The following is a 22430-nucleotide window of genomic DNA, read 5'->3' as shown; positions in this document are numbered from 1 at the left end:
AATGATTAAAAACCCGATCCAGTACAAGTTAAAATTTTCCGTTTCAATTTGCCTTTTAATTGCTTCAACTTTTGTTCAGGCACAACAGATTTTTAGTAACAATAAATACCCGATTACCGATTTCAGACAGCCTTTAGATATTACTCCCCCTGCCCTTGCAGGCTCTTTCGGTGAAATTAGGGGCAACCATTTTCACTCTGGAATCGATTTCAGAACCAATCAGCGCGAAGGTTATCCTGTTTATGCCGTTGCTGATGGTTATATTTCGAGGTTAAGGGTACAGAACAGTGGTTTCGGACAGGCTTTGTACATTAATCATCCAAATGGCTTTACCACAGTTTATGGTCATTTGCAACGTTTTGCACCAAAGATTGCAACCATAGTTAAAAACCTCGAGTACGAAAAGAAATCTTTCGAGATTGATGAGTTTCCTGATGCTACATTGATTCCGGTTCACAAAGGTGAAATTATTGCCTGGTCGGGTAACCGCGGCAGTTCAGGCGGGCCGCATTTGCATTTCGAAATCAGGGATACCAAAACAGAAGAAACCATCAATCCACAGTTTTTTGGAATTGTAATTCCCGATAATATTCCGCCGGTGATCCATGGATTATATGTTTACCGTTTAAATGGCAAAACTTTTAACGAATCTACTCCCAAACAGGCCATCGCTATTACCGGTGCAAACGGCACTTATAAAGCCGCTGCTCCAGTCAGTTTAACCGGCGAAGTGGGTTTTGGTATTGTGGTAACCGATCGCCATAATGGTTTATCAGGAACCAATGGTGTTTATTCCATTCAGTTAGAAGTTGATGGTAAAATGGTGTACACCTCAGCATTGGAGCGCTTTGCTTTCGAAGATAGTAAGGCCATCAACTCGCATATCGATTATCCCACCTATTTAAATACCAAAAGAAGCATCCAGAAAAGTTTTGTAGATCCGGGAAATCCTCTAAAAATTTATAGTGGATTAGTTAATAACGGCCGTATCAACTTTAACGATGGCGCCCAGCATCATCTCCGCTACATCATTACCGATTCGAAAGGAAATACATCTGTTTTGCCATTTACCGTAAATGCAGGTTCGGCGCCGGTTGTAACGCCGGTTGTGCCGGCCGGAATCATTTATCCTTATAATAAGGTAAACGAATTTAATGCTGAAGATGTGAAAGTGGTTTTTCCGCAAGGTACCTTATATAGCGATTTAAATTTTACCTATAAAAAATTACCTCGGCCAGCAGGAAATGCATGGTCGGCAGTACACCAGATCCATAACAGGTTTACCCCATTGCACATTGGTTTCGATCTTTGGATTAAGGCTGATAATTTGCCAGAAAACCTGAGAAGCAAAGCACTGATTGTAAATTCAAATGGCTCATCGCAAGGCGGAAGTTTCGACAACGGTTACGTTAAAGCTACTCCTAAAAACTTTGGCAGCTTTTATATTGCTACTGATACCATCGCCCCACGGATTTTCCCGGTCAATATTTCAGAAGGAAAAAGCATGGCCGGTTTATCTAAAATCTTTTTCAAAATCAGCGATAATTTATCAGGTATCAAAAGCTTCAATGGTTACATTGATGGTAAATGGGCTTTAATGGAGTTCGACACCAAAACGGCAACACTTTGGCATAGCTTTGATGAGAGAACAACTTCGGGTAAGCATACTTTAGAACTGGTTGTAATGGATATGAAAGAAAATACAAGAAAATATACCGTCAATTTCTTCAGATAGTAACAGGATCTTTCGGATTAGGAATTTCATGATCAGGATGCCGTAAAAACTTATACTTTGAACGCAGAAATGTCATCTTTTAACATATCCCGAACAGTATAATACATTAATCTGTTTAAATTGCAGGTGATAATAACATTGTATCATTAAAACATTCAAAATTCAATCATTATATATGGCAGAGTTAAAAGAAGGTGATCAGGCACCGGCAATTACATCAAAAGACCAAAATGGCAGCGAAGTTTCCTTAAGTGATTATAGAGGAAAAACGGTTGTGCTTTATTTTTATCCGAAAGATGATACCCCTGGCTGCACCGCTGAGGCATGCGATTTCAGAGATAATTATCAGGGCTTACAGGCTAAAGGCATTGTAGTTTTAGGCGTGAGTGTTGATGATGAAAAATCGCACCAGAAATTTGTAACCAAACACAGCCTGCCATTTACCCTGCTGGCCGATACCGACCAGAAAATTGTAAACGACTATGGCGTTTGGGCAGAAAAAAATATGTATGGCAAAAAATATATGGGTACTGTACGCACTACATTTATTATAGATGGTGATGGAAAAATTGCACACATCATCAAAAAAGTTGACACCAAAAACTCAACACAACAAGTACTCGATTTAATCAATAACTAATTATGATATAGCGGGTAAAATATTACCTTTGCTATGTAACAACAACCTCTTATTTTAATGAAACATACAATTAAAGAGCTAGAAGATATTGCCTCTCAGATCAGAAGAGATATCGTAAGAATGGTTCATGGATGTCAATCAGGCCACCCGGGTGGTTCATTGGGTTGCGCCGATTTTTTTACCGCACTATATTTCGAAGTCTTAAACCATAAGAAAGAATTCAGTATGGACGGCATTGGCGAAGACCTATTCTTCCTGTCTAATGGCCACATTTCTCCGGTTTGGTACAGTACCCTTGCCCACGCAGGTTATTTCGATAAAAGTGAATTGGCAACTTTCCGTAAACTGGATTCCAGGTTACAAGGTCACCCAACCACACACGAACACTTACCAGGAATCCGTGTAGCTTCAGGCTCATTAGGTCAGGGTATGTCTGTAGCTATCGGTGCTGCTTTAACCAAAAGGTTAAACGGCGATAAATCTTATATTTTCACCCTACATGGTGATGGAGAATTACAGGAAGGCCAAAACTGGGAAGCTGCTATGTTTGCGCCATTCCATGAGTTAGATACTTTAATCTGCAGTGTAGATTATAACGGTCAGCAAATTGATGGTCCTACCAAAAAAGTACTTTCTTTAGATAGTCTTCAGGCTAAATTCGAAGCTTTTGGATGGCACGTAATCAATACCGACGGTAACGATATGCAGGCTATTGTTGAAGGTTTACATTACGCAAAAACTCTAACAGGAAAAGGTAAACCGATCTTAAACTTAATGAGCACGCAAATGGGTGCTGGTGTAGATTATATGATGGGTTCTCATAAATGGCATGGTACAGCGCCTAATGACGAGCAATTGGCAGCAGCTTTAGCGCAACTACCAGAAACTTTAGGGGATTACTAGCCCCCTTACCCCCTGAAGGGGGAGTAAATAACTTTTAATTTTAACTACAAATAAAGCCCCTTTAGGGGTTTGGGGTATGAAAACCTGCGAAGCAAGCTTGAACACCTTTAAATAAAAATATAAGCTCGTGAAAAAATATACATATACAGAAAAAAAAGATACACGTTCGGGTTTTGGTGCCGGCTTACATGAAGCTGGAAAGAAAAACGAAAATGTGGTTGCCTTATGTGCCGATTTAGTTGGATCGCTAAAAATGGATGCTTTTATTAAAGATTTTCCTGAGCGTTTTACACAGGTTGGTATTGCAGAAGCAAACATGATCGGTATTGCAGCAGGTATGACCATCGGTGGTAAAATTCCTTTTACAGGTACCTTTGCCAACTTCTCAACAGGCCGTGTTTACGATCAGATCCGCCAATCGGTAGCTTATTCCAATAAAAACGTTAAAATCTGTGCTTCTCATGCAGGTTTAACCCTGGGCGAAGATGGTGCAACCCACCAGATTTTAGAAGATATCGGTTTAATGAAAATGTTGCCGGGCATGGTGGTGATTAATCCTTGCGATTATAACCAGACCAAAGCAGCAACTTTAGCCATTGCAGAATACGAAGGTCCGGTTTATTTACGTTTTGGCCGTCCGGTTATTCCTGTATTTACAGATCCTGATCAGAAATTCGAGATCGGTAAAGCCTGGATGGTTAACGAAGGAACAGATGTAACCATTATTGCTACCGGTCACATGGTTTGGAAAGCAATTGAAGCTGGTGAAAAACTGGCTGAACTAGGCATCGATGCAGAAATCATCAACATCCACACCATTAAACCATTGGATGATGAGGCGATCTTAAAATCAGTTAAAAAAACCGGTTGTGTGGTTACCTGTGAAGAACATAACAAATTTGGTGGTTTAGGCGAAAGTGTTGCCCGTTTGTTAACTACCGAATTGCCAACCCCACAAGAGTTTGTTGCTACAAATGATACTTTTGGCGAAAGCGGAACACCAGATCAGTTAATGGCTAAATACGGCTTAGACGCGGTGAACATTGTTGAAGCGGTGCAGAAAGTAATCGGCAGAAAAAAATAGATTTGGAACATTAGATATGAAAAATTAGATGTGAGATTTGAGACATTGTGTCTAAGCGAATCTCACATCTCATATCTCGTATCTCACATCTAAAAAAATAAATGAAACAAGTTGAAGATTCAGAAATCCTTGCCATGTTTGCCGTTGAGCGAACGCGAAATGAAGCCTTTAACCTGTTATTGAAAAAATACCAGCAAAAAATATACTGGCACATCCGCAGGCTGGTGTTAAACCATGATGATTGCGACGATCTTTTACAGGAGGTGTTTGTTAAAGTGTGGAAAAACCTCGATAAGTTTAGAAGTGATTCTCAGCTTTATACCTGGATTTACCGCATTGCCACAAATGAATCAATTACTTTCTTAAATAAGCAAAAACAGCGCAGTAACACGCCCCTGGATGAAGTATCATCCAAACTTGCTGATAATCTGGTTGCATCATCTTACTTTAACGGCGACAAGCTCGAGCTCAAACTGCAAAAAGCCATCCTTACCCTTCCCGAAAAACAGCGGATCATCTTCAACATGAAATATTTCGATGATATGAAATATGAAGAAATTTCGGAAGTTTTAGGCACCTCTGTAGGCGCTTTAAAAGCATCATTTCACATCGCTGCAAAAAAAATTGAAGCTTTTATTACAAATGATGAGATAGACTATTAAACCTTTTCACATTAATTGTATCATATATCTGTGATGAACGAAAATATAGAAAATAGCGATTGGATAAACGAAGCCCCTGGCCTTGCGGCAATGGGGAAACGCAATCCATTCTCCGTTCCTGATGGATATTTCGAAAATTGTGATGAGGCCATTTCTTCTGCTGTCTTTTTAGATGGATTAAAACAGAAAACCAGTGACAATAATTTTGAAGTTCCGCAGAATTATTTTGAAGAATTAACGGAACGGATACAAACCCACATTGCCCTTGCAGAAATGCCTAAGGCAGAAGATACTTTTGCAGTACCCGAAAATTACTTTGATACTTTACAAGGCAGGATTACGGATAGAATTGCAGCATCAGAACCTAAAAAAGAGGCAAAGATTATTCCTTTATGGCGCCGTAATATTGTTAAATATGCAAGTGCTGCATGTTTTGTTTTAATGGCTTCATTTGGAGTTTATTTTTACCAGAACGGTTCAACAACAACAGTTCAACAGGTACAATCTGCGGAAGCAGTAAACGAACAAATGTTATATGATATTGATGAAAGTACCATCATTGACCATTTAGAAGCTCAAAATACCACATCATCAAATACCAAAACTACTTCTGCGTCAGATACAGAAATGGAAAACTACATCCTGAGCAATTTTTCATCAAACGATTTATCTCAGGAACTAAATAATTAATAAAGAAATGAAGAATTTACTATTTGTTGCTTTAATGTTTTTATTACCCACTACCCTTTTGGCTCAAAGACCAAAAGGAGAAGAAATAGAATCACTTAAAATAGCTTTTTTTACCCAAAAACTGGATCTGTCACCTGAAGAGGCTAAAATTTTCTGGCCAATTTATAACGATATGCAGGAAGAACAAAACGCCCTGCGTAAAGAGCGCATGCAGAAAATGATCTCTTTCCGTAAAACAACCGAAATTGATAATTTAACGGATGCACAGGTGCAAAGTTTAATTACGAGCGAATTCGATTTTAAGCAAAAAGACCTCAACCTGGATAAAAAATATTACAACAAACTTAAATCTTCATTACCGATTAAGGTGGTAGGCAAGTTTTACAGGGCCCAGGAGGGCTTTAAACGGGAATTGCTGAACAGGTTTAAAGGCGGACAAAGACAATAATAAAACGGACTTACAGCGATGTAGGTCTTTTTTGTTTTAAAGCACTCTATCATTTCCGTACTTTTGTGCTATGCTTACCCAACGTCAGTTGTTTTTACAACACAATGCACAAACCTCTCCCGAACCGCTCATGCTCGAATTTGTCAGGGCAAAGGGCGTTTATATATATGATGCTACCGATAAAAAACATCTAGATCTGATTGCCGGTATCGGTGTCAGCAACGTCGGTCACTGCCACCCTGCGGTAGTTAAAGCCATCCAAAAGCAGACAGAAACCTACATGCACCTGATGGTTTATGGCGAATATGTGCAAACACCACAGGTAAATTTTGCCAAAGCCCTTGCCGATATTTTACCCGAAAGCTTAAGTTGCACCTACTTTTTAAACTCAGGAACCGAGGCTGTTGAAGGCGCCATGAAACTGGCCAAACGTTATACTGGCCGTAAAGGTTTTATTGCCTGTAAAAATGCTTACCATGGCAGTACCCAGGGTGCTGAAAGTTTAATGGAGAGTGATTTTTATTCATCTGGCTATGGTCCGTTCTTGCCTCATGTAAGTTTTATTGAGCACAATAACATCGCTGATCTCGAAAAAATCACCACAGAAATTGCCGCTGTTTTTATAGAACCCATTCAGGGTGAAGCCGGAATTCGTGTGGCCGATTTAAGTTACATGCAGGCTTTAAAGGCTAAATGCAATGAAACCGGAACTTTATTAATCTTCGACGAAATACAGTCGGGTTTTGGCCGAAGTGGTAAAATGTTTGCTTTCGAGCATTACAATGTAGTGCCTGATGTATTACTTTTAGCCAAAGGTATTGGTGGCGGTATGCCAATCGGCGCTTTTATCAGTTCCCTCGAAATCATGTCGGTTTTATCGCATACCCCTATTTTGGGTCACATGACCACTTTTGGCGGCCACCCAGTTTGTTGCGCAGCAGGTTTAGCCACTTTACGTACACTTGTTGATCATCACATTGTGGATGAAGTGGAAGAAAAAGGCCAGTTGTTTAAACAACTATTAAAACACCCCGCTATAAAAGAAATAAGAGGAAAAGGTTTAATGCTGGCGGTTGAATTCGAAAATTTTGAGATCAACAAAAAAATCATTGATGCCTGTATCCTCGATGGGGTACTTTCCGACTGGTTTTTACATTGCAGCAACTCCATGCGCATCGCCCCACCTTTAATTATCACCAAAGAAGAAATTGAAGAAGCCTGTGCGATCATATTAAAAAATATTAACTTAGTTGTAGGGTAAACACATAGCGCTGAGCGCAAAGCGCATGGCGGTTAAACATTAAAACACAGTTAGCAGAATGAATGTACTCATAGTTGAAGATGAAAAGAGCCTGGCACTCGAAATGGATGAATTCTTAAGTAAAGAAGGCTTTATTGTAGAACATGCATGGAAAAAATCTTCTGCGGAAGAAAAGATATTTGTAAACAGCTACGATTTCATCTTACTCGATTTAGGTTTGCCTGACGGCGATGGTTTCGACATTTTAAAACTGCTTAAGGCTACCAAAGACCGCGATGATGCCGTAATTATTCTAACGGCCCGCAGCGCGGTTGACGATCGCATCAAAGGCCTTGATGAAGGTGCAGACGATTATCTGCCAAAGCCATTTTCATTAAATGAGCTTTTGGCGCGGATGCATGCCATTACCCGCAGGAAACATAAACTGGAGAAAAATGAAATCAACGTTCATGATTTTCTGCTCAATATCCAGAACAGAACGGTGGCTTTTGGCGAAGAAAGATTAAACCTAACCAAAAAAGAATTCGAGATTTTTAACTACCTGGTACTGAACAAAAACCGAGTAGTATCGCGCATGAGCTTAACAGAACATGTTTGGGGTGATATTTTAGAAGTAAATTCCGATTCTAATTTTGTTGACGTTCACGTTAAAAATTTACGTAAAAAACTAGCTGCCTTAAGCCCTACTGATTGGTTTGAAACGGTGAGAAGTATTGGTTACAGGATTAATTGCTAGTGCGTTTTGGGTTGTGCGTTTGGCCGCTAGCGTTCAATTAACCGATTTAAACAATTAACCAGTTAACCCAACGATAAATAAACCTTTATCCATTTTACATCAAACATCATCCATCTAAATGAAGTTACAGGTTAAGTTTTCTCTATACAATGCAATCACCAAAATCGCCATCATACTGGTATTGGGTTCGATCATTTTATTTTCGTTAGACCGACTTGCCTATAACCAGCTCGATAACCGTTTAATTAAAAAGAAAAATAAGATTCTCGAACATTTAAGTAATAATGAGATCGACAGTTTGCTAAATAAGGAGCAATCTTTCACCGATTACAACATTTTAAAGGAAGAGTTTATCGTATTAACCGATATTGCAGATAACCAGTCGGATTCTACCGCAAAGGTTTTTACCGAAAAAAGGGAGATAGAGGGCGATATAGAAGTTTACCGCATCCTGAACTATAAATTTTCCTACCAGAAAAACTGGTACAACCTGGAAATCGGCGAAACAATGACCGCGCTTCAATCGATTAAAAATTCAATCCGTTTTTACATGTTGATTGTGCTGGTTGCTGCCTTATTGATTACCCTGGTTGCAGATTTTACCTTTTCTAACTTCTTGCTGAAACCATTTTACCTCATCATTGATAAGAAGATTAACATGGTTGATGATCCCTCCCATTATAATTATCAAAACATCCCAACCAGCACCAACGATTTTAAAATTCTAGATAATAGCATCAATTCGTTAATGCGAAAAATAAACACCCTTTTTGCATTAGAAAAACAGTTTATTGCCAATGTTTCGCATGAGTTGCTTACTCCTATTTCCATTTTAAGCACACGCTTCGAAAACATGCTCAATACACCAGATATTCCGGTAGAGCACGAAAATAAAATCTACGCTTCTTTAAAAACATTAAACCGTTTAAAGCTGATTATCAATAGTTTATTACTGATTTCTAAGGTAGAGAACAATCAATACCTAAAAACAGAAGAAATTAGCTTAAAACAGGAGATAACCGATATTCACGAAGACCTGGAGGACAGAATTATTGATAAAAAGATCAATTATCAGTCTAAGCTTACCAAAGACTTCCATTTCACAGGCAATAAGGCCTTAATTCATACCCTTTTGATCAATATTATTAATAATGCGATCAAATATAATGTAGATGGAGGCTCGATTACCATTAGCGATAAAACAGAAGCTGAAAAATATATACTCACCATTAGCGATACCGGATCGGGCATGAGCGCTGAACTGGTAGAAAACGCTTTTGACCGCTTTAAACGTGGTAACAGTGAAGAAAATGGCTTCGGTTTAGGTCTGGCCATAGTTCAAAGTATTGCCAAATTTCATAAAATTAAAGTGGATATTAAATCTGAAGAGCATAAAGGCACCAGCATTTCGTTAATTTTTTAAAATGAAATTCGGCTGATAACCTGACCGATACGTCATCGTTACAAATTTGTACCTTTGCAGATCATGCTGGCACCAATTCATTTTAGGCGTTTCCCTTTTTTCGCTGTTATCCTGCTATTGTTTTCTGTTTCAAGCTTAAAAGCGCAGAAAATAGTCCAAATGCAGGATTCTGTGCCGCAGCATATCTTCACTTTTAAAGAAATTGAGGTATTGGAAGATGCCGGCAACCGCTACACTTTCGACCAAATTAACAGTAGAGCGTTTGATCAAAAATTTAAAGCCAGCCTAACGAGTACGCCGCAAACCAAACAGCTCAACAAAACATACTGGTTCAGGATTAAAATTAAACAGAACGACAAGGCAGATAAACCCTTTCTGCTCGAATTTTTCGACCAAACTATTGACCATATTACCGCCTACATTCCCCAGGCCAATCAAAAATATGTTGTTGAACAATTGGGTGATGCCAATCATTTCGGTCACCGGCTCATTCACCATAAAAACTTCGAAATTCCGCTTCAAAACGAAGGGAATGAAACACAGACCTACTATTTCAAAATCAATTCCTCTCAAATTGCCGATATCATTATTGTATTAAGAACCACCGAATGGTTTATTTCATATGCCCTGGACGAGTATTTCTATTTCGGGATTTTTTATGGAATGATCCTGGTTTTCAGTTTCTACAACCTCATTATGTTTATTGCCATCAGGCAAAAGCAATACCTGTATTATGTACTTTATAACTTAAGCGTCGGCTTTTTCGAAATGAGTACCGATGGTATTGCCTATCAGTATTTATGGCCTAATGCACCTGCATGGAACCAGGTTGCCTATGCTTTTGCACTCTGTGCCACCAGTATTTTTGCACTGTTATTTACGCGAGAACTTTTATACGTTAAGGCCAAAGCGCCTAAGTTAAACAGGTTTATTATAGGAGTTATTATTTTCAGGATAGTTTTCTTCGCCTATTGTTACCTGTTCGATCAAACGCTGTTCAGCTATAAATTTATAGAAGCTATTCCGCTGTCGGTTGCTTTTTTTACAGGCATTTATATCTACAGAAATGGCTACCAACCAGCACGTTTCTTTGTTTTGGGTTATAGTTTCTTGTTTGCAGGCTTTACACTGAAATTCCTGATTATGCTGGGCATTGGCTGGTTAAATTTTGGGGCCATCAGTTATTACAGTTTAAGTTTCTGTTTTGTGCTCGAAATGATCTTTCTATCATTTGCCATAGGCGATAAAGTGCGGATCCTGAAAGTGAAAAAAGATAGAGCACAGCAAAAAATCATCAGGCAGATGGCTGTAAATGCTAAACTGAAAGACAGCATCAACCAGGAACTGGAAAGCAAGGTAGAAGAACGTACACGTGAAGTTTATCACAAATCGTTAATTATTGAAAGTAAAAATCAGGCACTCGAAGAAGCAAATGCACTGCTACAACAACAGGCAGAAGAAATTTCGCGGATGAACGTGCTTTTAGAGCATGATAATGAAGAACTGCAAACCAGTGTCGAAAAGGTAACCCGAGACAGGGTAATGTCTACCGAGGTAGATTTTGAGGAATTCAGCAAGATTTACCCGGACAAAGAAACCTGTTACGAATTTCTTGCCGAATTAAAATGGAGTAATGGTTACCACTGCCGCAAATGCAGCAACGATCATTATTTTGCCGGACATATTATGCACAGTCGCCGTTGCAGCAAATGTGGTTATGAAGAATCGGTAACTACCTATACCATTTTCCATAATACCCGCATCCCGATTAATAAAGCATTCTATATGATTTTCCTGATTTACTCTTCTAAAGGGAAAATCTCTTCGCATAAACTCTCAGAACTACTCTCCATCAGGCAAAGTACCTGCTGGACATTCGGCTCGCGCATTAAAAAAGTGATGGATGACCGGAAGAAAACGCTTAAAAAAACCGCCAAAAACGGCTGGAGTCAGCTTGTTATCGAGTAATTAGCACCCTTAATCCGTCACAATTTTGTTTGTTTTAATGCTTTTTTCAAGAAAAAGGAAAGGGTGTTTAAGCGTATCAGATTGTAACCGGGATACGACTTGTCTAAGCTACTTAAACGCTGATTATCAGCATTAAAAAGGCCTTTTCAACAACGGTATTAAAGCGTATCGAAATCATCACAAAAACCTAAATATCAGATAGTTACATAAAATTTAACATTCAAAAAACTTGTATTTAACATTAATTGGGTGTTAACTTTACCGCATATAATATTATCAATGAGCAAAATTATGAGAAAAAAGTTTACATTGCTTATGGTGTGTATTCTATGCGGTATCTCACTGAGTATGGCACAGAATATTACTGTAAAAGGTTTGGTAAAAGATAAGCAGGGATTACCATTGCCTGGCGTATCTGTAAAAGTAAAAGGAACTAACCAGGGGGCTTCTACCGGAGATAATGGTGGATATACAATCAGCGCTCCACAAAACTCAACATTAGAATTTACATTTATTGGTTATAAAACGATAGAAGAAGCGGTGGGTGGACGTACAACCGTAAACGTTACTTTATCTGACGATAACCAACAGTTAAATGAGGTGGTGGTAATCGGGTATGGTACCACAACCAAGAAAGATTTAACCACGGCCGTAGTATCGTTATCATCTAAAGATATCGAGAACCAGCCTGTAACCAACCCGCTTCAGGCTATCCAGGGTAAGGCTGCCGGTGTGCAGATTACCTCACAATCAGGAAAGCCAGGATCAGGCGTATCGGTTACCATTCGCGGTAATACCTCAATCAATGCATCTAACAGTCCGCTGTATGTTATTGATGGGGTAACTTCACGTGATGCGAGTTTCTTAAACCCAACCGATATTGAAAGTTTAACGATTTTAAAAGATGCCTCAGCCGCTGCGATTTACGGATCGAGTGGTGCAAATGGTGTAATATTGATTACCACCAAAAAAGGATCGTCTGATAAAATCCGCGCAACCTTTAATGCATTTACAGGTTTTTCTAACCTTTGGCAAAAACAGGATGTGTTAAACAGGGACCAATACATCGCCCTGATGAAAGAATTGGGTTATGATACCAACGGTTTAGGTAACGAGAATACCGATTGGCAAGACCTTACTTTTGGCACAGGAACGCAGAACAGCTATCAGGCATCTATTTCTGGTGGTGTAAAAGGCGGACAATACTCATTATCAACAGGATATCAACAAGATAAAGGAGTGGTATCGCCTGCAAAACTGGATAAATATACCATCCACTTTAATGGTTCACAAAACATTACCAAATGGTTAAAATTAACCGGTAATGCGGCCATTACTCAAAATAACTCCATAGATGTAAGCGATAATGCTAACGTAGCAAGAGGCGGAACCATTTTATCGGCACTAACCACCCCTCCTACCATTGGCGTTTATGCAGCTAATGGCACTTATGCATTTAACCCTTACAAAGGTGGATCAGAAAACCCTGTGGCCAATGCTAACGCTGCAAGAAACAGAAACAGAAACTTCCGTTTTCTAGGTGCTTTTGCTGCTGAAATTAAATTCACACAGGATTTCTCTTTCAAATCGAGTATCAGTACAAACAATAACGATAACAGATATTCTTATTTCTTAGATCCGTATTCAACAGATTATGGCAGAACACAAAAAGGAATTATCAATTCTAATTTCAGTACCGACCATGTCTGGTTAAACGAAAACATTTTAAACTATACCAAAAACTGGGGTAAAAATGCTTTCACTGCAACAGGCGGTATGACTTTACAAGAATCTAAATATTACAAGTTAAGCTATAACGAGCAAAATTTTATCGGTGCAAATGGTCAGCTTTTAGATCATGGTACTTCAATTCCTCCGCAACTGCCAACTGCATCAGATTGGTCTAAACGTTCTTATTTAGCCCGTTTAACTTACGCTTACGACAGTAAGTATTTATTCAGCACCAACTTCAGGGCTGATGGTTCATCACGTTTCGGTCCGCAGAATAAATATGGTTATTTCCCTTCAGCATCAGTTGGGTGGAGAATTTCTGGTGAGAATTTCTTAAAGGAAGTAAAATCAATCAACGATTTAAAATTAAGGGCGAGCTGGGGTAAAGTAGGTAACGATGAGGGTATTGGAGATTATTCGTACTTAGAATTATACACCCCAACCACACAGGGTTCTTATGTATTTTCTCAATTACCAAACCCTGGTTTAAAATGGGAAGAAACTACACAAACCAATATCGGTTTAGATTTATCGATGTTCAACAGCCGCGTGGTTTTTACTGCTGATGCTTATTTAAAGAAAACAAAAGACCTTTTAATTAACCAGCCCTTACCAAATTCAATCGGTTTTGGCAGTATCGCTTCAAACGTAGGTGATATGGAAAATAAAGGTTTAGAGTTTGTTTTAACCACAAAAAACTTTGTAAAAGATAAATTTAGCTGGACAACCGACATTAACTTCTCTTTAAACCGCAATAAAGTAACCAGCTTAGGTGATAAAGTGAATTCAATTAATTTCGGTGATATTTATGAGCGTGATGCTGCTATCAGAGTAGTTACTGGTCGCCCATTGGGTAGTTTTTATGGCTATGTTTCAAATGGTGTAGATCCTCAAACAGGAAATATCGTTTACCAGGATTTAAATGGAGATGGTACAATTAATGCAGATGACAGAACTTTTATCGGTTCGGCACAACCTAAATTCACCTATGGCGTTAACAACACCTTTACATTTGGCAACTTTGGTTTAAACTTCCTTTTCCAGGGTGTTCAGGGTAACCAGATGTTCAATGCGTCGAGAATGGAACTGGAAGGCATGAACGATTCTAAAAATCAATCGGCCGTGGTGTTAAACAGATGGACAACACCAGGACAGATCACTGATGTTCCTAGAGCAATTAAAGATAATACCAGTAACACCTTAACTTCTAGTCGTTTTGTTGAAGATGGTTCTTACCTGCGTTTAAAAACCACCACATTATCGTACAACTTTGGTGCAGCAACGCTGGGTAAACTTAAAATGAGCAAAGTAATGCTTTATGCCTCTGCTTATAACTTATTAACCTTTACAAAATACACAGGTTTTGATCCGGAGGTTAACGTAAACTCGGCCAACGGACCGGCAATGGGTATCGATTATGGTACTTATCCTCAATCGAGAACTTTCTTATTTGGTGTTAACGTAGGCTTTTAATTCAGACAACAATGAAACTTAAAATATATTCATTAATTGCAGCAGGTACCATTACTTTGGCATTGAGCAGCTGTAAAAAAGATTTCTTAGATCAAACTCCCATTACACAGGTAGGCCCTGATGTAGCTTTTGCAGATGCAGCAGCAGCGGAGAAATTAATTCAGGGTGCATACGATGGGATGTATAACGATTTCCATATCTGGGATTACATGACGAATGGTGATGTAAGATCGGATAATGCTTATGCAGGCGGAGATAATCCGGCTAACATCCAGCTGGATTTATTTACGGTAATCTCTACAAACGGCAACGTAGGAAGAGATTGGAATGCTTTGTACAGTGATATTAAAAACTGTAACTTAATTTTAACAAACGTTCCGAACATTGTAGATGCCAAGCTTGATGCAGGCGACCGCAGAAAACAGATCCTTGCAGAAGCCAGCATTTTAAGGGCTTACATGTATTTCAACTTAGTGAGAACATGGGGTTCGGTTCCGTTAGTGGTTAAAGTACCTACAACCGATGCTGAATTCTACCCTACAAAAGCAAGTGTAGATGCCATTTATGCGCAGATTATTTCCGACCTGGAGTATGGTGCAGCCAATGCACGCGTTGCCGGCCCTACCAAAGGCATTATGACTAAAGGCGTGGCAAATGCACTTTTGGCTAAAGTATATGCCAGTAAACCAACTCCTGACTGGACTAAAGTTAACACTTATTGCGATGCGGTAATCAGCGGTGGTTATTCTTTAATAGCAAACTACGATTTCCTTTGGGATTCTAACCACAAAAACAATTCAGAAGCCATTTGGGAAATGCAATACGATGGTTACGGAGGTTTACACGGAAACTGGATGCCGAGTGTATTGGTTGGAACAGGATGGAAAAGGTTTAACACGCCTACCAATAGTTTAGCTAAAGCATTTGATGATGCAGGCGACGCGATCCGCAAGGCTTCGAGCATCAAGTTTAATAATGTGGTATCAGAAGGCTGGAGCGATTCTTACTGGTCAAAGGCCAATTACCCATACATCAATAAATACCGTGCAGATGATAAATCTGATAACTATATTTTGAGATTGGCTGATATTATTTTATTAAAAGCAGAAGCTGTAAACGAGTTAAGTGCTTCGGGGTGGTCAACTGCTGCCCCATTGGTTAATCAGATCCGTAGCCGTGTTAATTTGGGCGCTACACCTGCTGCAGATCAGGCATCCATGCGTTTGGCAATCGAAAACGAACGTCGCCTGGAACTGGCGTTCGAAGGTCACCGTTGGTTTGATTTATTAAGAACAAACAGGGTAATTCCGGTTATGAATGCACAGGTTGATGGTACAGGAGCAAACCTGAACTATAACCTGAATGCTTCAAAATTATATTTCCCGATTCCGCAGGATGAATTAGACAAAAATCCTAACGTACGTTAATTTCTATAAAAAACAGAGGCGGCCACGGTCGCCTTTGTTTTATAACTTAATTTCTATGATGTTAAAAAAAACCTTGATCTCACTCCTGGCAATGGGAAGTCTTTTCAGTGCCCAGGCCCAGATCAAAAATACAAACCAAGCCAAAATTGAGGCTTTATTAAGCAAAATGACCCTCGAAGAAAAAGTGGGCCAGATGGCACAGATTACCCTCGATGTAATCGGAACCGGCAAAAGCCGTTTTGAAAGCGACGAGCCTTTTACCCTGGATAAAGCCGCTATGGATAAAGCTTTAATTCAATACCATGTGGGTTCGGTGTTAAATACGTCCAATAACAGGGCACGTACCCCACAGGTTTGGTATAAAATTATCAGTGAAATCCAGGATGTGGCCATTAAAAAAGGTAAAAATAAAATCCCTGTAATTTATGGTGTTGATGAAGTACACGGTGCAACTTATACCGCCGGTGCAACGATGTTTCCTCAACAGATTGGTCAGGCGGCAACCTTTAACCGTAGCCTGGTTAAAAACGGCGCTTCAATCACCGCTTACGAGACCCGTGCAAGTTCTATTCCATGGAATTTCGCCCCTATCCTGGATTTAGGTGCTGACCCGCGTTTTCCACGCCAGTGGGAAAGTTTTGGAGAAGATCCGTATGTGGTTACCGAAATGGGGAAAGCAGCAGTTAAAGGTTATGAAGGAGATGATAATAATGTGGCCAATCCTTATAAGGTTGCCACTTCATTAAAGCATTTTTTAGGCTACCAGACCCCAACCACCGGGAAAGACAGAACGCCTTCTTTTATTTCCGACCAGGCTTTAAGAGAATACCATTTACCACAATTTAAAGCCGCTGTAGAGGCTGGCGCACATACCGTAATGATCAACTCTGGCATTATCAATGGCATCCCGGTTCACTCCAACTACAATATCGTTACCAAATTATTAAAAGACGAACTGGGCTTTAAAGGTTTAGTGGTTACTGATTGGGGTGATATCGAAAATCTTTTTAAAAGAGACCATATTGCTAAAGACGACAAAGAAGCGATTATGCTGGCCATTAATGCCGGAATAGATATGAGCATGATTGCCTATAACTATGAAGTATTCTGCGATAACCTGATTGCTTTGGTTAAAGAAGGAAAAGTGAAACAGGAAAGGATCGACGATGCGGTACGCAGGATTTTACTGGTAAAATTTGCAACCGGTTTATTCGAAAAACCAACAACCAACCCTAAAGATTACCCTAAATTTGCAAGTAAAGAGTTTCAAACCGCAGCTTATAATACTGCTGCCGAGTCGATCACTTTATTAAAAAACACCAATAATATCCTTCCATTAAAAAAAGGCATAAAATTGCTCGTTACCGGGCCCAATGCTAACTCGATGCGTACGTTAAACGGCGCATGGACCTATAGCTGGCAGGGTGAAAAAGTAGAAGAATTTGCAAAAGATTATAATACCATTTTAGAAGCTTTGCAAAATAAAAACGGTGCCGATAACATTAAATATCTACCTGGGGTAAGTTATAAAATGAACGGCAAGTATTTTGAAGATTTTGCTGATAAAATGGATGAAACCATTGCTGCCGCTAAAGATGCTGATGCAGTGGTATTGTGCCTTGGTGAAAACACTTATACAGAATCGCCGGGTAATTTAAGCGATCTGTACCTTTCTGACCTGCAAACTGAACTGGCCAAAAAGATTGCCGCAACCGGAAAACCAGTTATTCTGGTATTGAACGAAGGCCGTCCGAGGATTATCAGCAAGTTCGAAAAAAGCATGAGTGCTGTGGTTCAAACTTACCTTCCGGGAAATTACGGTGCTGATGCGCTGGTTGATATTTTATTCGGCGATGTAAATCCATCAGGTAAATTGCCTTATACTTATCCACAATTCCCAAATGCCTTATTTACTTATTACCACAAACCATCAGAGGCGCGCGAAACTGTAGAAGGTGTTTATAATTACGATTCGGATTATAACCCGCAATATGTTTTCGGTCAGGGTTTAAGTTACACCACTTTTAAGTACAGTAACCTTAAATTAAGCAGCAATACCCTAAAAGCTGGTGAAAGTTTAAGCATTTCTGTTGAAGTAAGCAATACCGGAAACCGGGCCGGCAAAGAAAGTGTACTGCTTTTCACTTCCGATCTGGTTGCAAGTGTAATTACACCAGATGTGAAACGTTTAAGGGGTTTTGAAAAAATCGACCTAAAAGCTGGCGAAAGCAAAACAGTAACCTTCACTTTAAAACCCGAAGATATTGCCGTTGTAAACGTAGAGGGCAAAAAAGTAACCGAAGCTGGAGAATTCAGAATCCAGATCGGCGACCAAAAGATAAACTTTAATTACACAAATTAAACCAATCCTGTTTTTACAGGTGCATTGTTTATACCCAAAAAGTATAGGCAATGCTTTTAAATATCTCACCAATTTTATACTATGCGAAATACCCTGAAATCTCTAACCAAAACCATAATTATGAAACCTGTTTACAACCTGGGCACTGCAATAGCCATCCTGATTGTTGCCTGTGCCTGCAGCAAAAGTCCGAAGGCAAGCGGAGGCGATACATCACCACCAACGTCTAACGAACCCGTTAAAACCGATGTAACTTTCTGGCTAACCAAAGGCGATCAGTCGCAATTGTTAAAAAAGCAGAATGTTGCCTTAAATTTTTCAAGCACAACCAACAACAATCCTACTATTGAGGTAGATCCGGCCACCACTTTCCAGAGCATTGATGGTTTTGGTTATACTTTAACAGGCGGTAGTGCAAGTTTGATTAATGCTTTACCTGCTGCGGCACAGGATAAACTATTAAACGAGCTGTTTTCGGGCAATGACGAGGCCATTGCCGTAAGTTACCTCAGGATCAGTATTGGCGGATCTGATTTAAGCGCATATCCTTTTACCTATAACGACCTCGCCGACGGAGAAACAGATGATAATTTAGCCAAATTCTCTATTGCTAAAGAACAGGCAGATTTAATCCCTGTATTAAAAAAGATCGTAGCCATTAATCCTTCAATTAAAATTTTAGGCTCACCATGGACAGCCCCTACCTGGATGAAAACCAATAAAAGTTTCATCGGTGGAAGTTTAAAACCTGAATATTATCAAACTTATGCCAAATACCTGGTAAAATACATTCAGGCCATGAAAGCCGAAGGTATTGTAATCGATGCCATCACACCACAAAATGAGCCCTTGCATCCGGGCAATAACCCAAGTATGTATATGACAGCTTTAGATCAGGCTGATTTTATTAAAACTGCTTTAGGCCCGATATTTCAGAGCAGCGACATTAAAACAAAAATTATTGTGTACGATCATAATGCTGATAAACCCGAATATCCGATCACCATTTTAAACGATGCTGATACGAAGAAATATGTTGATGGTTCTGCATTTCACTTATATGCCGGCCCGATTACTGCACTTACGCAGGTACACAACGCCCACCCCGATCGTAATGTGTACTTTACCGAACAATGGGTTGGTGGACCGGGCAATTTTGCCGAAGATTTAAAATGGCATGTATCTACTTTAATTGTTGGCGCAACCCGCAACTGGAGCCGTAATGTGTTAGAGTGGAATTTAGCTGCCGATCCGAACTACAATCCACATACCGATAAAGGTGGCTGTACCACCTGTTTGGGTGCCATCACCATTGCCCCGGCAGTAAGCAGAAACGTGGCATATTATGTCATTGCACATGCTTCTAAGTTTGTAAAACCAGGTTCGGTACGCATTGCTTCAAACATTACAAATAACCTCCAGAATGTGGCTTTCAAAACCCCTGATGGCAAAAATGTATTGATTGTGTGCAATAACAACAGTACAGAAACAGCATTCAATATTAAATACAACGGTAAAACCGTAGCCAGTAGCCTGGATAAAGGCGCGGTGGGTACTTACGTTTGGTAAAAATCTTTTTTGTTTAATTGTTAAGTTAGCCCCGTACGTACGGGGCTTTCTGGTTAATGGGCTATTTGGTTAGTATGAGTTCATTTCCTTAATGCGATCGTCACCCTGAATTTATTTCAGGGTCTACCATGCGAAAAGATGCCCTAAGTTGGTCGGGATTTGCAATCCCGACCTTCGAATTGTGGATTTGTAATCCACAGTCTAATTTTATTAGCATACCGATAGCACATTAGTTTTTGCTACGGATTCACAGAAAACACAGATAAATTTCTCGACTCCGCTAGAAATAACGGCACTGTGGGGTTACAACAAATTCTTTTTGGCAGGCCCTTTGCTTAACAAAGGCAAATCAATCCGATAAGAAAATGAAAAACATCATCCCAGTATTAAGCGTAGCTGCTTTATTCATGGCTGCATGCCAGGGCGGCACCGCAAAAAAGACACAGGCTAAAATCGATTCTACCATTGTAACCAATGCAGAAACTGCAACAGATTCGGTTCAATGTTATCAATACATTAAAAACCGGGATACCGCTACGTTATCGCTCAAAAATGAAGATAATAAAGTAACAGGCACACTCGGCTATAACTTATACGAGAAAGATAAAAATGCAGGTACAATTGCCGGAGTAGTTAAAGGCGACACCATTATCGCGAATTATACTTTCCAATCGGAAGGGCAAACCTCAGTGAGGGAAGTTGCATTCTTAAAAAAAGGTGATCAGTTAGTGGAAGGTTTCGGTGATGTGAAGGAAATTAAAGGCGAAACCAAATACAAAGATATCAGCAAGTTAAAGTTTGATGGATCGCTGACTTTTGGTAAAATTGATTGTAAATAATTTTCTAAGTTGGTCGGGATTTGCAATCCCGACCTTCGAATTGTGGATTTGTAATCCACGGTCTAATTTTGTTAGCAAATCGATAGCACTTTAGTTTTTGCCAGGGATTCACGGAAAACACAGATAAATTTCTCGACTTCGCTATGCTTCAGTCGAGATGACGATTTTTTTATTTCCCTACCGCATCCTTCGCTGCCTGTGTCCACTCTTCGCTTAGCTTCAGCACATAATCAGAATACTTTTGTATTTCATCAGGCTCTAACTTAGCAGCCCAGCCTGTTGCCTGATTTGCCCAGGCGGTATATTTATCGCTGATGGCTTTAATTTCTGTTGCATTTTTGCTTTTTACAGCAGCAACATATTCATCTTTTAGTTTGCTGTACTCAGCCAGGCCTTTATTTACTTCTTCGCTTGAGAAAGTTGGAACTTCGGTTTTAACAGTTTCGGTAGTAGTGGTGGTTACCTTAGTAACCGTATCGCCATTTACAGCAATATTGCTCGAATCTTTGGTCGTTTCTGTTTTTGTAGTGCTATCGCAGGAAACTAACGAGGTAGTAAGCAAACCTATTGCAGCTACAGATAAGATGGTGTTTTTCATGATTAATTTGGTTTTTAATCCTGAACAGACTAAATATGATGCCAAATCATAAAAAATCCGGTCAAATATTTAAATATTATGACCGGATATCTCAATTATATTAAATTGTGATGTTATAAATCCTCAAATCGTTCCCAAAAACCATCAACAGGCAATTTGGCAAAAATATTTACAGGTTCCTTTTTAACAGGATGTATAAACTGCAACCGGCGGGCATGCAAACAGATGCTACCTTTTCTGCTCCCCCGTGGATAACCGTATTTGTTATCTCCCATAATCGGGCAGCCCATTGATGAAAGCTGAACCCTGATCTGATGCGAGCGTCCGGTTAAAGGATCAACTTCCAGCAGGTAATAATCGCCCACTTTAGCCTTTACTTTATAAGATAGCTCTGCCCGCTGACTTCCGGTAACTTCGGTATTATAATAAGAAACCACGTTTTTCTGTGGGTTTTTAACCAGCCAGTGGATTAAAGTAGCCGATTCTTTTTCAGGTTTGTTCTTTACCACAGCCCAATAAGTTTTCTTTACCTCGCGGTTTTTAAAAACAGCATTCATCCGCTCCAAAGCCTTACTGGTTTTGGCGAATAAGATCACGCCACTAACAGGCCGGTCTAAACGATGTACCACCCCTAAAAAGGCACCATTAGGCTTATTATATTTTTTAGCGATATATTTTTTTACCTGTTCATCCAAAGGCTCATCGCCGGTTTCATCAACCTGCACAATATCACCCGCCCTTTTATTAATGGCGATTAAATGATTATCTTCAAAAAGGATGTCGTTATCGGTAATTGGCATTTAACCCCTCCGCCCCTAAAGGGGGACTTAATTTTAATTATATATTGATTTATTCTTTTAAATATTAACCTCATCTAATAA

General features: G+C 39.5%; 18 protein-coding genes. 16 read left to right on the top strand and 2 right to left on the bottom strand.

Annotated elements, in window-relative coordinates; translation table 11 throughout:
* Window position 1: 1 nt before the first annotated feature.
* The 16 genes from ACTJKC_RS14310 (at window position 2) to ACTJKC_RS14235 (ending at window position 20951) form a co-directional block, all read left to right on the top strand.
* Complete coding sequence (locus ACTJKC_RS14310) at window positions 2-1735, top strand: M23 family metallopeptidase (RefSeq protein ID WP_440792859.1); 1734 nt, start codon at window positions 2-4, stop codon at window positions 1733-1735.
* A 175-nt stretch (window positions 1736-1910) separates the two neighbouring features.
* Window positions 1911-2375: a thioredoxin-dependent thiol peroxidase gene (gene bcp, locus ACTJKC_RS14305; RefSeq protein WP_440792857.1), complete on the top strand. Its 465-nt coding sequence runs from the start codon at window positions 1911-1913 to the stop codon at window positions 2373-2375.
* A gap of 57 nt (window positions 2376-2432) precedes the next feature.
* On the top strand, window positions 2433-3278 hold the full coding sequence (locus ACTJKC_RS14300) for a transketolase (protein WP_440792855.1): 846 nt from the start codon (window positions 2433-2435) through the stop codon (window positions 3276-3278).
* 127 nt (window positions 3279-3405) lie between these two features.
* Window positions 3406-4362, top strand: a complete 957-nt coding sequence (locus ACTJKC_RS14295; RefSeq protein ID WP_025145704.1) for a transketolase family protein — start codon at window positions 3406-3408, stop codon at window positions 4360-4362.
* Window positions 4363-4463: 101 nt separating this feature from the next.
* A complete protein-coding gene (locus ACTJKC_RS14290; protein ID WP_440792853.1) occupies window positions 4464-5024 on the top strand; it encodes an RNA polymerase sigma factor in 561 nt (186 codons plus the stop codon).
* A gap of 33 nt (window positions 5025-5057) precedes the next feature.
* On the top strand, window positions 5058-5714 hold the full coding sequence (locus tag ACTJKC_RS14285) for a hypothetical protein (RefSeq protein WP_440792851.1): 657 nt from the start codon (window positions 5058-5060) through the stop codon (window positions 5712-5714).
* Between the two features lie 7 nt (window positions 5715-5721).
* Entirely contained in the window at window positions 5722-6162 is a 441-nt protein-coding gene (locus ACTJKC_RS14280; protein WP_344853033.1) for a hypothetical protein, read from the top strand.
* Window positions 6163-6232: 70 nt separating this feature from the next.
* Window positions 6233-7423, top strand: a complete 1191-nt coding sequence (locus tag ACTJKC_RS14275) for an aspartate aminotransferase family protein (protein WP_440792849.1) — start codon at window positions 6233-6235, stop codon at window positions 7421-7423.
* Window positions 7424-7481: 58 nt separating this feature from the next.
* Window positions 7482-8159 (top strand): response regulator transcription factor, encoded by a 678-nt coding sequence (locus ACTJKC_RS14270; protein ID WP_440792847.1) that lies wholly within the window; start codon window positions 7482-7484, stop codon window positions 8157-8159.
* A gap of 118 nt (window positions 8160-8277) precedes the next feature.
* Window positions 8278-9582, top strand: a complete 1305-nt coding sequence (locus ACTJKC_RS14265; protein WP_440792845.1) for a sensor histidine kinase — start codon at window positions 8278-8280, stop codon at window positions 9580-9582.
* Window positions 9583-9741: 159 nt separating this feature from the next.
* The gene (locus tag ACTJKC_RS14260; protein WP_440792843.1) at window positions 9742-11550 is read left to right on the top strand and encodes a 7TM diverse intracellular signaling domain-containing protein; all 1809 of its coding nucleotides are present in this window, start codon (window positions 9742-9744) and stop codon (window positions 11548-11550) included.
* Window positions 11551-11841: 291 nt separating this feature from the next.
* On the top strand, window positions 11842-14754 hold the full coding sequence (locus tag ACTJKC_RS14255) for a SusC/RagA family TonB-linked outer membrane protein (RefSeq protein ID WP_440792841.1): 2913 nt from the start codon (window positions 11842-11844) through the stop codon (window positions 14752-14754).
* An 11-nt stretch (window positions 14755-14765) separates the two neighbouring features.
* Window positions 14766-16181 carry a RagB/SusD family nutrient uptake outer membrane protein gene (locus ACTJKC_RS14250; RefSeq protein WP_440792839.1) on the top strand — a complete coding sequence of 472 codons (1416 nt, stop codon included), beginning with the start codon at window positions 14766-14768 and terminating at the stop codon, window positions 16179-16181.
* A 55-nt stretch (window positions 16182-16236) separates the two neighbouring features.
* Window positions 16237-18543, top strand: coding sequence for a glycoside hydrolase family 3 N-terminal domain-containing protein (locus tag ACTJKC_RS14245; protein WP_440792837.1), 2307 nt, complete (start codon window positions 16237-16239; stop codon window positions 18541-18543).
* Window positions 18544-18663: 120 nt separating this feature from the next.
* Window positions 18664-20112, top strand: coding sequence for a glycoside hydrolase family 30 protein (locus ACTJKC_RS14240; protein WP_440792835.1), 1449 nt, complete (start codon window positions 18664-18666; stop codon window positions 20110-20112).
* Window positions 20113-20477: 365 nt separating this feature from the next.
* Entirely contained in the window at window positions 20478-20951 is a 474-nt protein-coding gene (locus ACTJKC_RS14235; RefSeq protein WP_440792833.1) for a hypothetical protein, read from the top strand.
* Window positions 20952-21120: 169 nt separating this feature from the next.
* Here ACTJKC_RS14235 and ACTJKC_RS14230 read toward each other — a convergent pair whose 3' ends face one another.
* Window positions 21121-21549: a hypothetical protein gene (locus tag ACTJKC_RS14230; protein ID WP_440792831.1), complete on the bottom strand. Its 429-nt coding sequence runs from the start codon at window positions 21547-21549 to the stop codon at window positions 21121-21123.
* 113 nt (window positions 21550-21662) lie between these two features.
* Entirely contained in the window at window positions 21663-22349 is a 687-nt protein-coding gene (locus ACTJKC_RS14225; RefSeq protein ID WP_108198402.1) for an RluA family pseudouridine synthase, read from the bottom strand.
* Between the last annotated feature and the right edge of the window lie 81 nt (window positions 22350-22430).

The organism is Pedobacter sp. 22226, assembly GCF_052045455.1.
Lineage (GTDB): Bacteria > Bacteroidota > Bacteroidia > Sphingobacteriales > Sphingobacteriaceae > Pedobacter > Pedobacter jeongneungensis.
Note: the sequence above shows the minus strand (reverse complement) of the source record. Positions and strands in the feature narration are given on the sequence as shown.

Excerpts from the sequence above, each read along its gene's own strand:
- ACTJKC_RS14310 (WP_440792859.1), top strand. The coding sequence starts at position 2 with ATGATTAAAAACCCGATCCAGTACAAGTTAAAATTTTCCGTTTCAATT.
- bcp (WP_440792857.1), top strand. The coding sequence starts at position 1,911 with ATGGCAGAGTTAAAAGAAGGTGATCAGGCACCGGCAATTACATCAAAA.
- ACTJKC_RS14300 (WP_440792855.1), top strand. The coding sequence starts at position 2,433 with ATGAAACATACAATTAAAGAGCTAGAAGATATTGCCTCTCAGATCAGA.
- ACTJKC_RS14290 (WP_440792853.1), top strand. The coding sequence starts at position 4,464 with ATGAAACAAGTTGAAGATTCAGAAATCCTTGCCATGTTTGCCGTTGAG.
- ACTJKC_RS14285 (WP_440792851.1), top strand. The coding sequence starts at position 5,058 with ATGAACGAAAATATAGAAAATAGCGATTGGATAAACGAAGCCCCTGGC.
- ACTJKC_RS14280 (WP_344853033.1), top strand. The coding sequence starts at position 5,722 with ATGAAGAATTTACTATTTGTTGCTTTAATGTTTTTATTACCCACTACC.
- ACTJKC_RS14275 (WP_440792849.1), top strand. The coding sequence starts at position 6,233 with ATGCTTACCCAACGTCAGTTGTTTTTACAACACAATGCACAAACCTCT.
- ACTJKC_RS14270 (WP_440792847.1), top strand. The coding sequence starts at position 7,482 with ATGAATGTACTCATAGTTGAAGATGAAAAGAGCCTGGCACTCGAAATG.
- ACTJKC_RS14265 (WP_440792845.1), top strand. The coding sequence starts at position 8,278 with ATGAAGTTACAGGTTAAGTTTTCTCTATACAATGCAATCACCAAAATC.
- ACTJKC_RS14260 (WP_440792843.1), top strand. The coding sequence starts at position 9,742 with ATGCAGGATTCTGTGCCGCAGCATATCTTCACTTTTAAAGAAATTGAG.
- ACTJKC_RS14255 (WP_440792841.1), top strand. The coding sequence starts at position 11,842 with ATGAGAAAAAAGTTTACATTGCTTATGGTGTGTATTCTATGCGGTATC.
- ACTJKC_RS14250 (WP_440792839.1), top strand. The coding sequence starts at position 14,766 with ATGAAACTTAAAATATATTCATTAATTGCAGCAGGTACCATTACTTTG.
- ACTJKC_RS14245 (WP_440792837.1), top strand. The coding sequence starts at position 16,237 with ATGATGTTAAAAAAAACCTTGATCTCACTCCTGGCAATGGGAAGTCTT.
- ACTJKC_RS14240 (WP_440792835.1), top strand. The coding sequence starts at position 18,664 with ATGAAACCTGTTTACAACCTGGGCACTGCAATAGCCATCCTGATTGTT.
- ACTJKC_RS14235 (WP_440792833.1), top strand. The coding sequence starts at position 20,478 with ATGAAAAACATCATCCCAGTATTAAGCGTAGCTGCTTTATTCATGGCT.
- ACTJKC_RS14230 (WP_440792831.1), bottom strand. The coding sequence starts at position 21,549 with ATGAAAAACACCATCTTATCTGTAGCTGCAATAGGTTTGCTTACTACC.
- ACTJKC_RS14225 (WP_108198402.1), bottom strand. The coding sequence starts at position 22,349 with ATGCCAATTACCGATAACGACATCCTTTTTGAAGATAATCATTTAATC.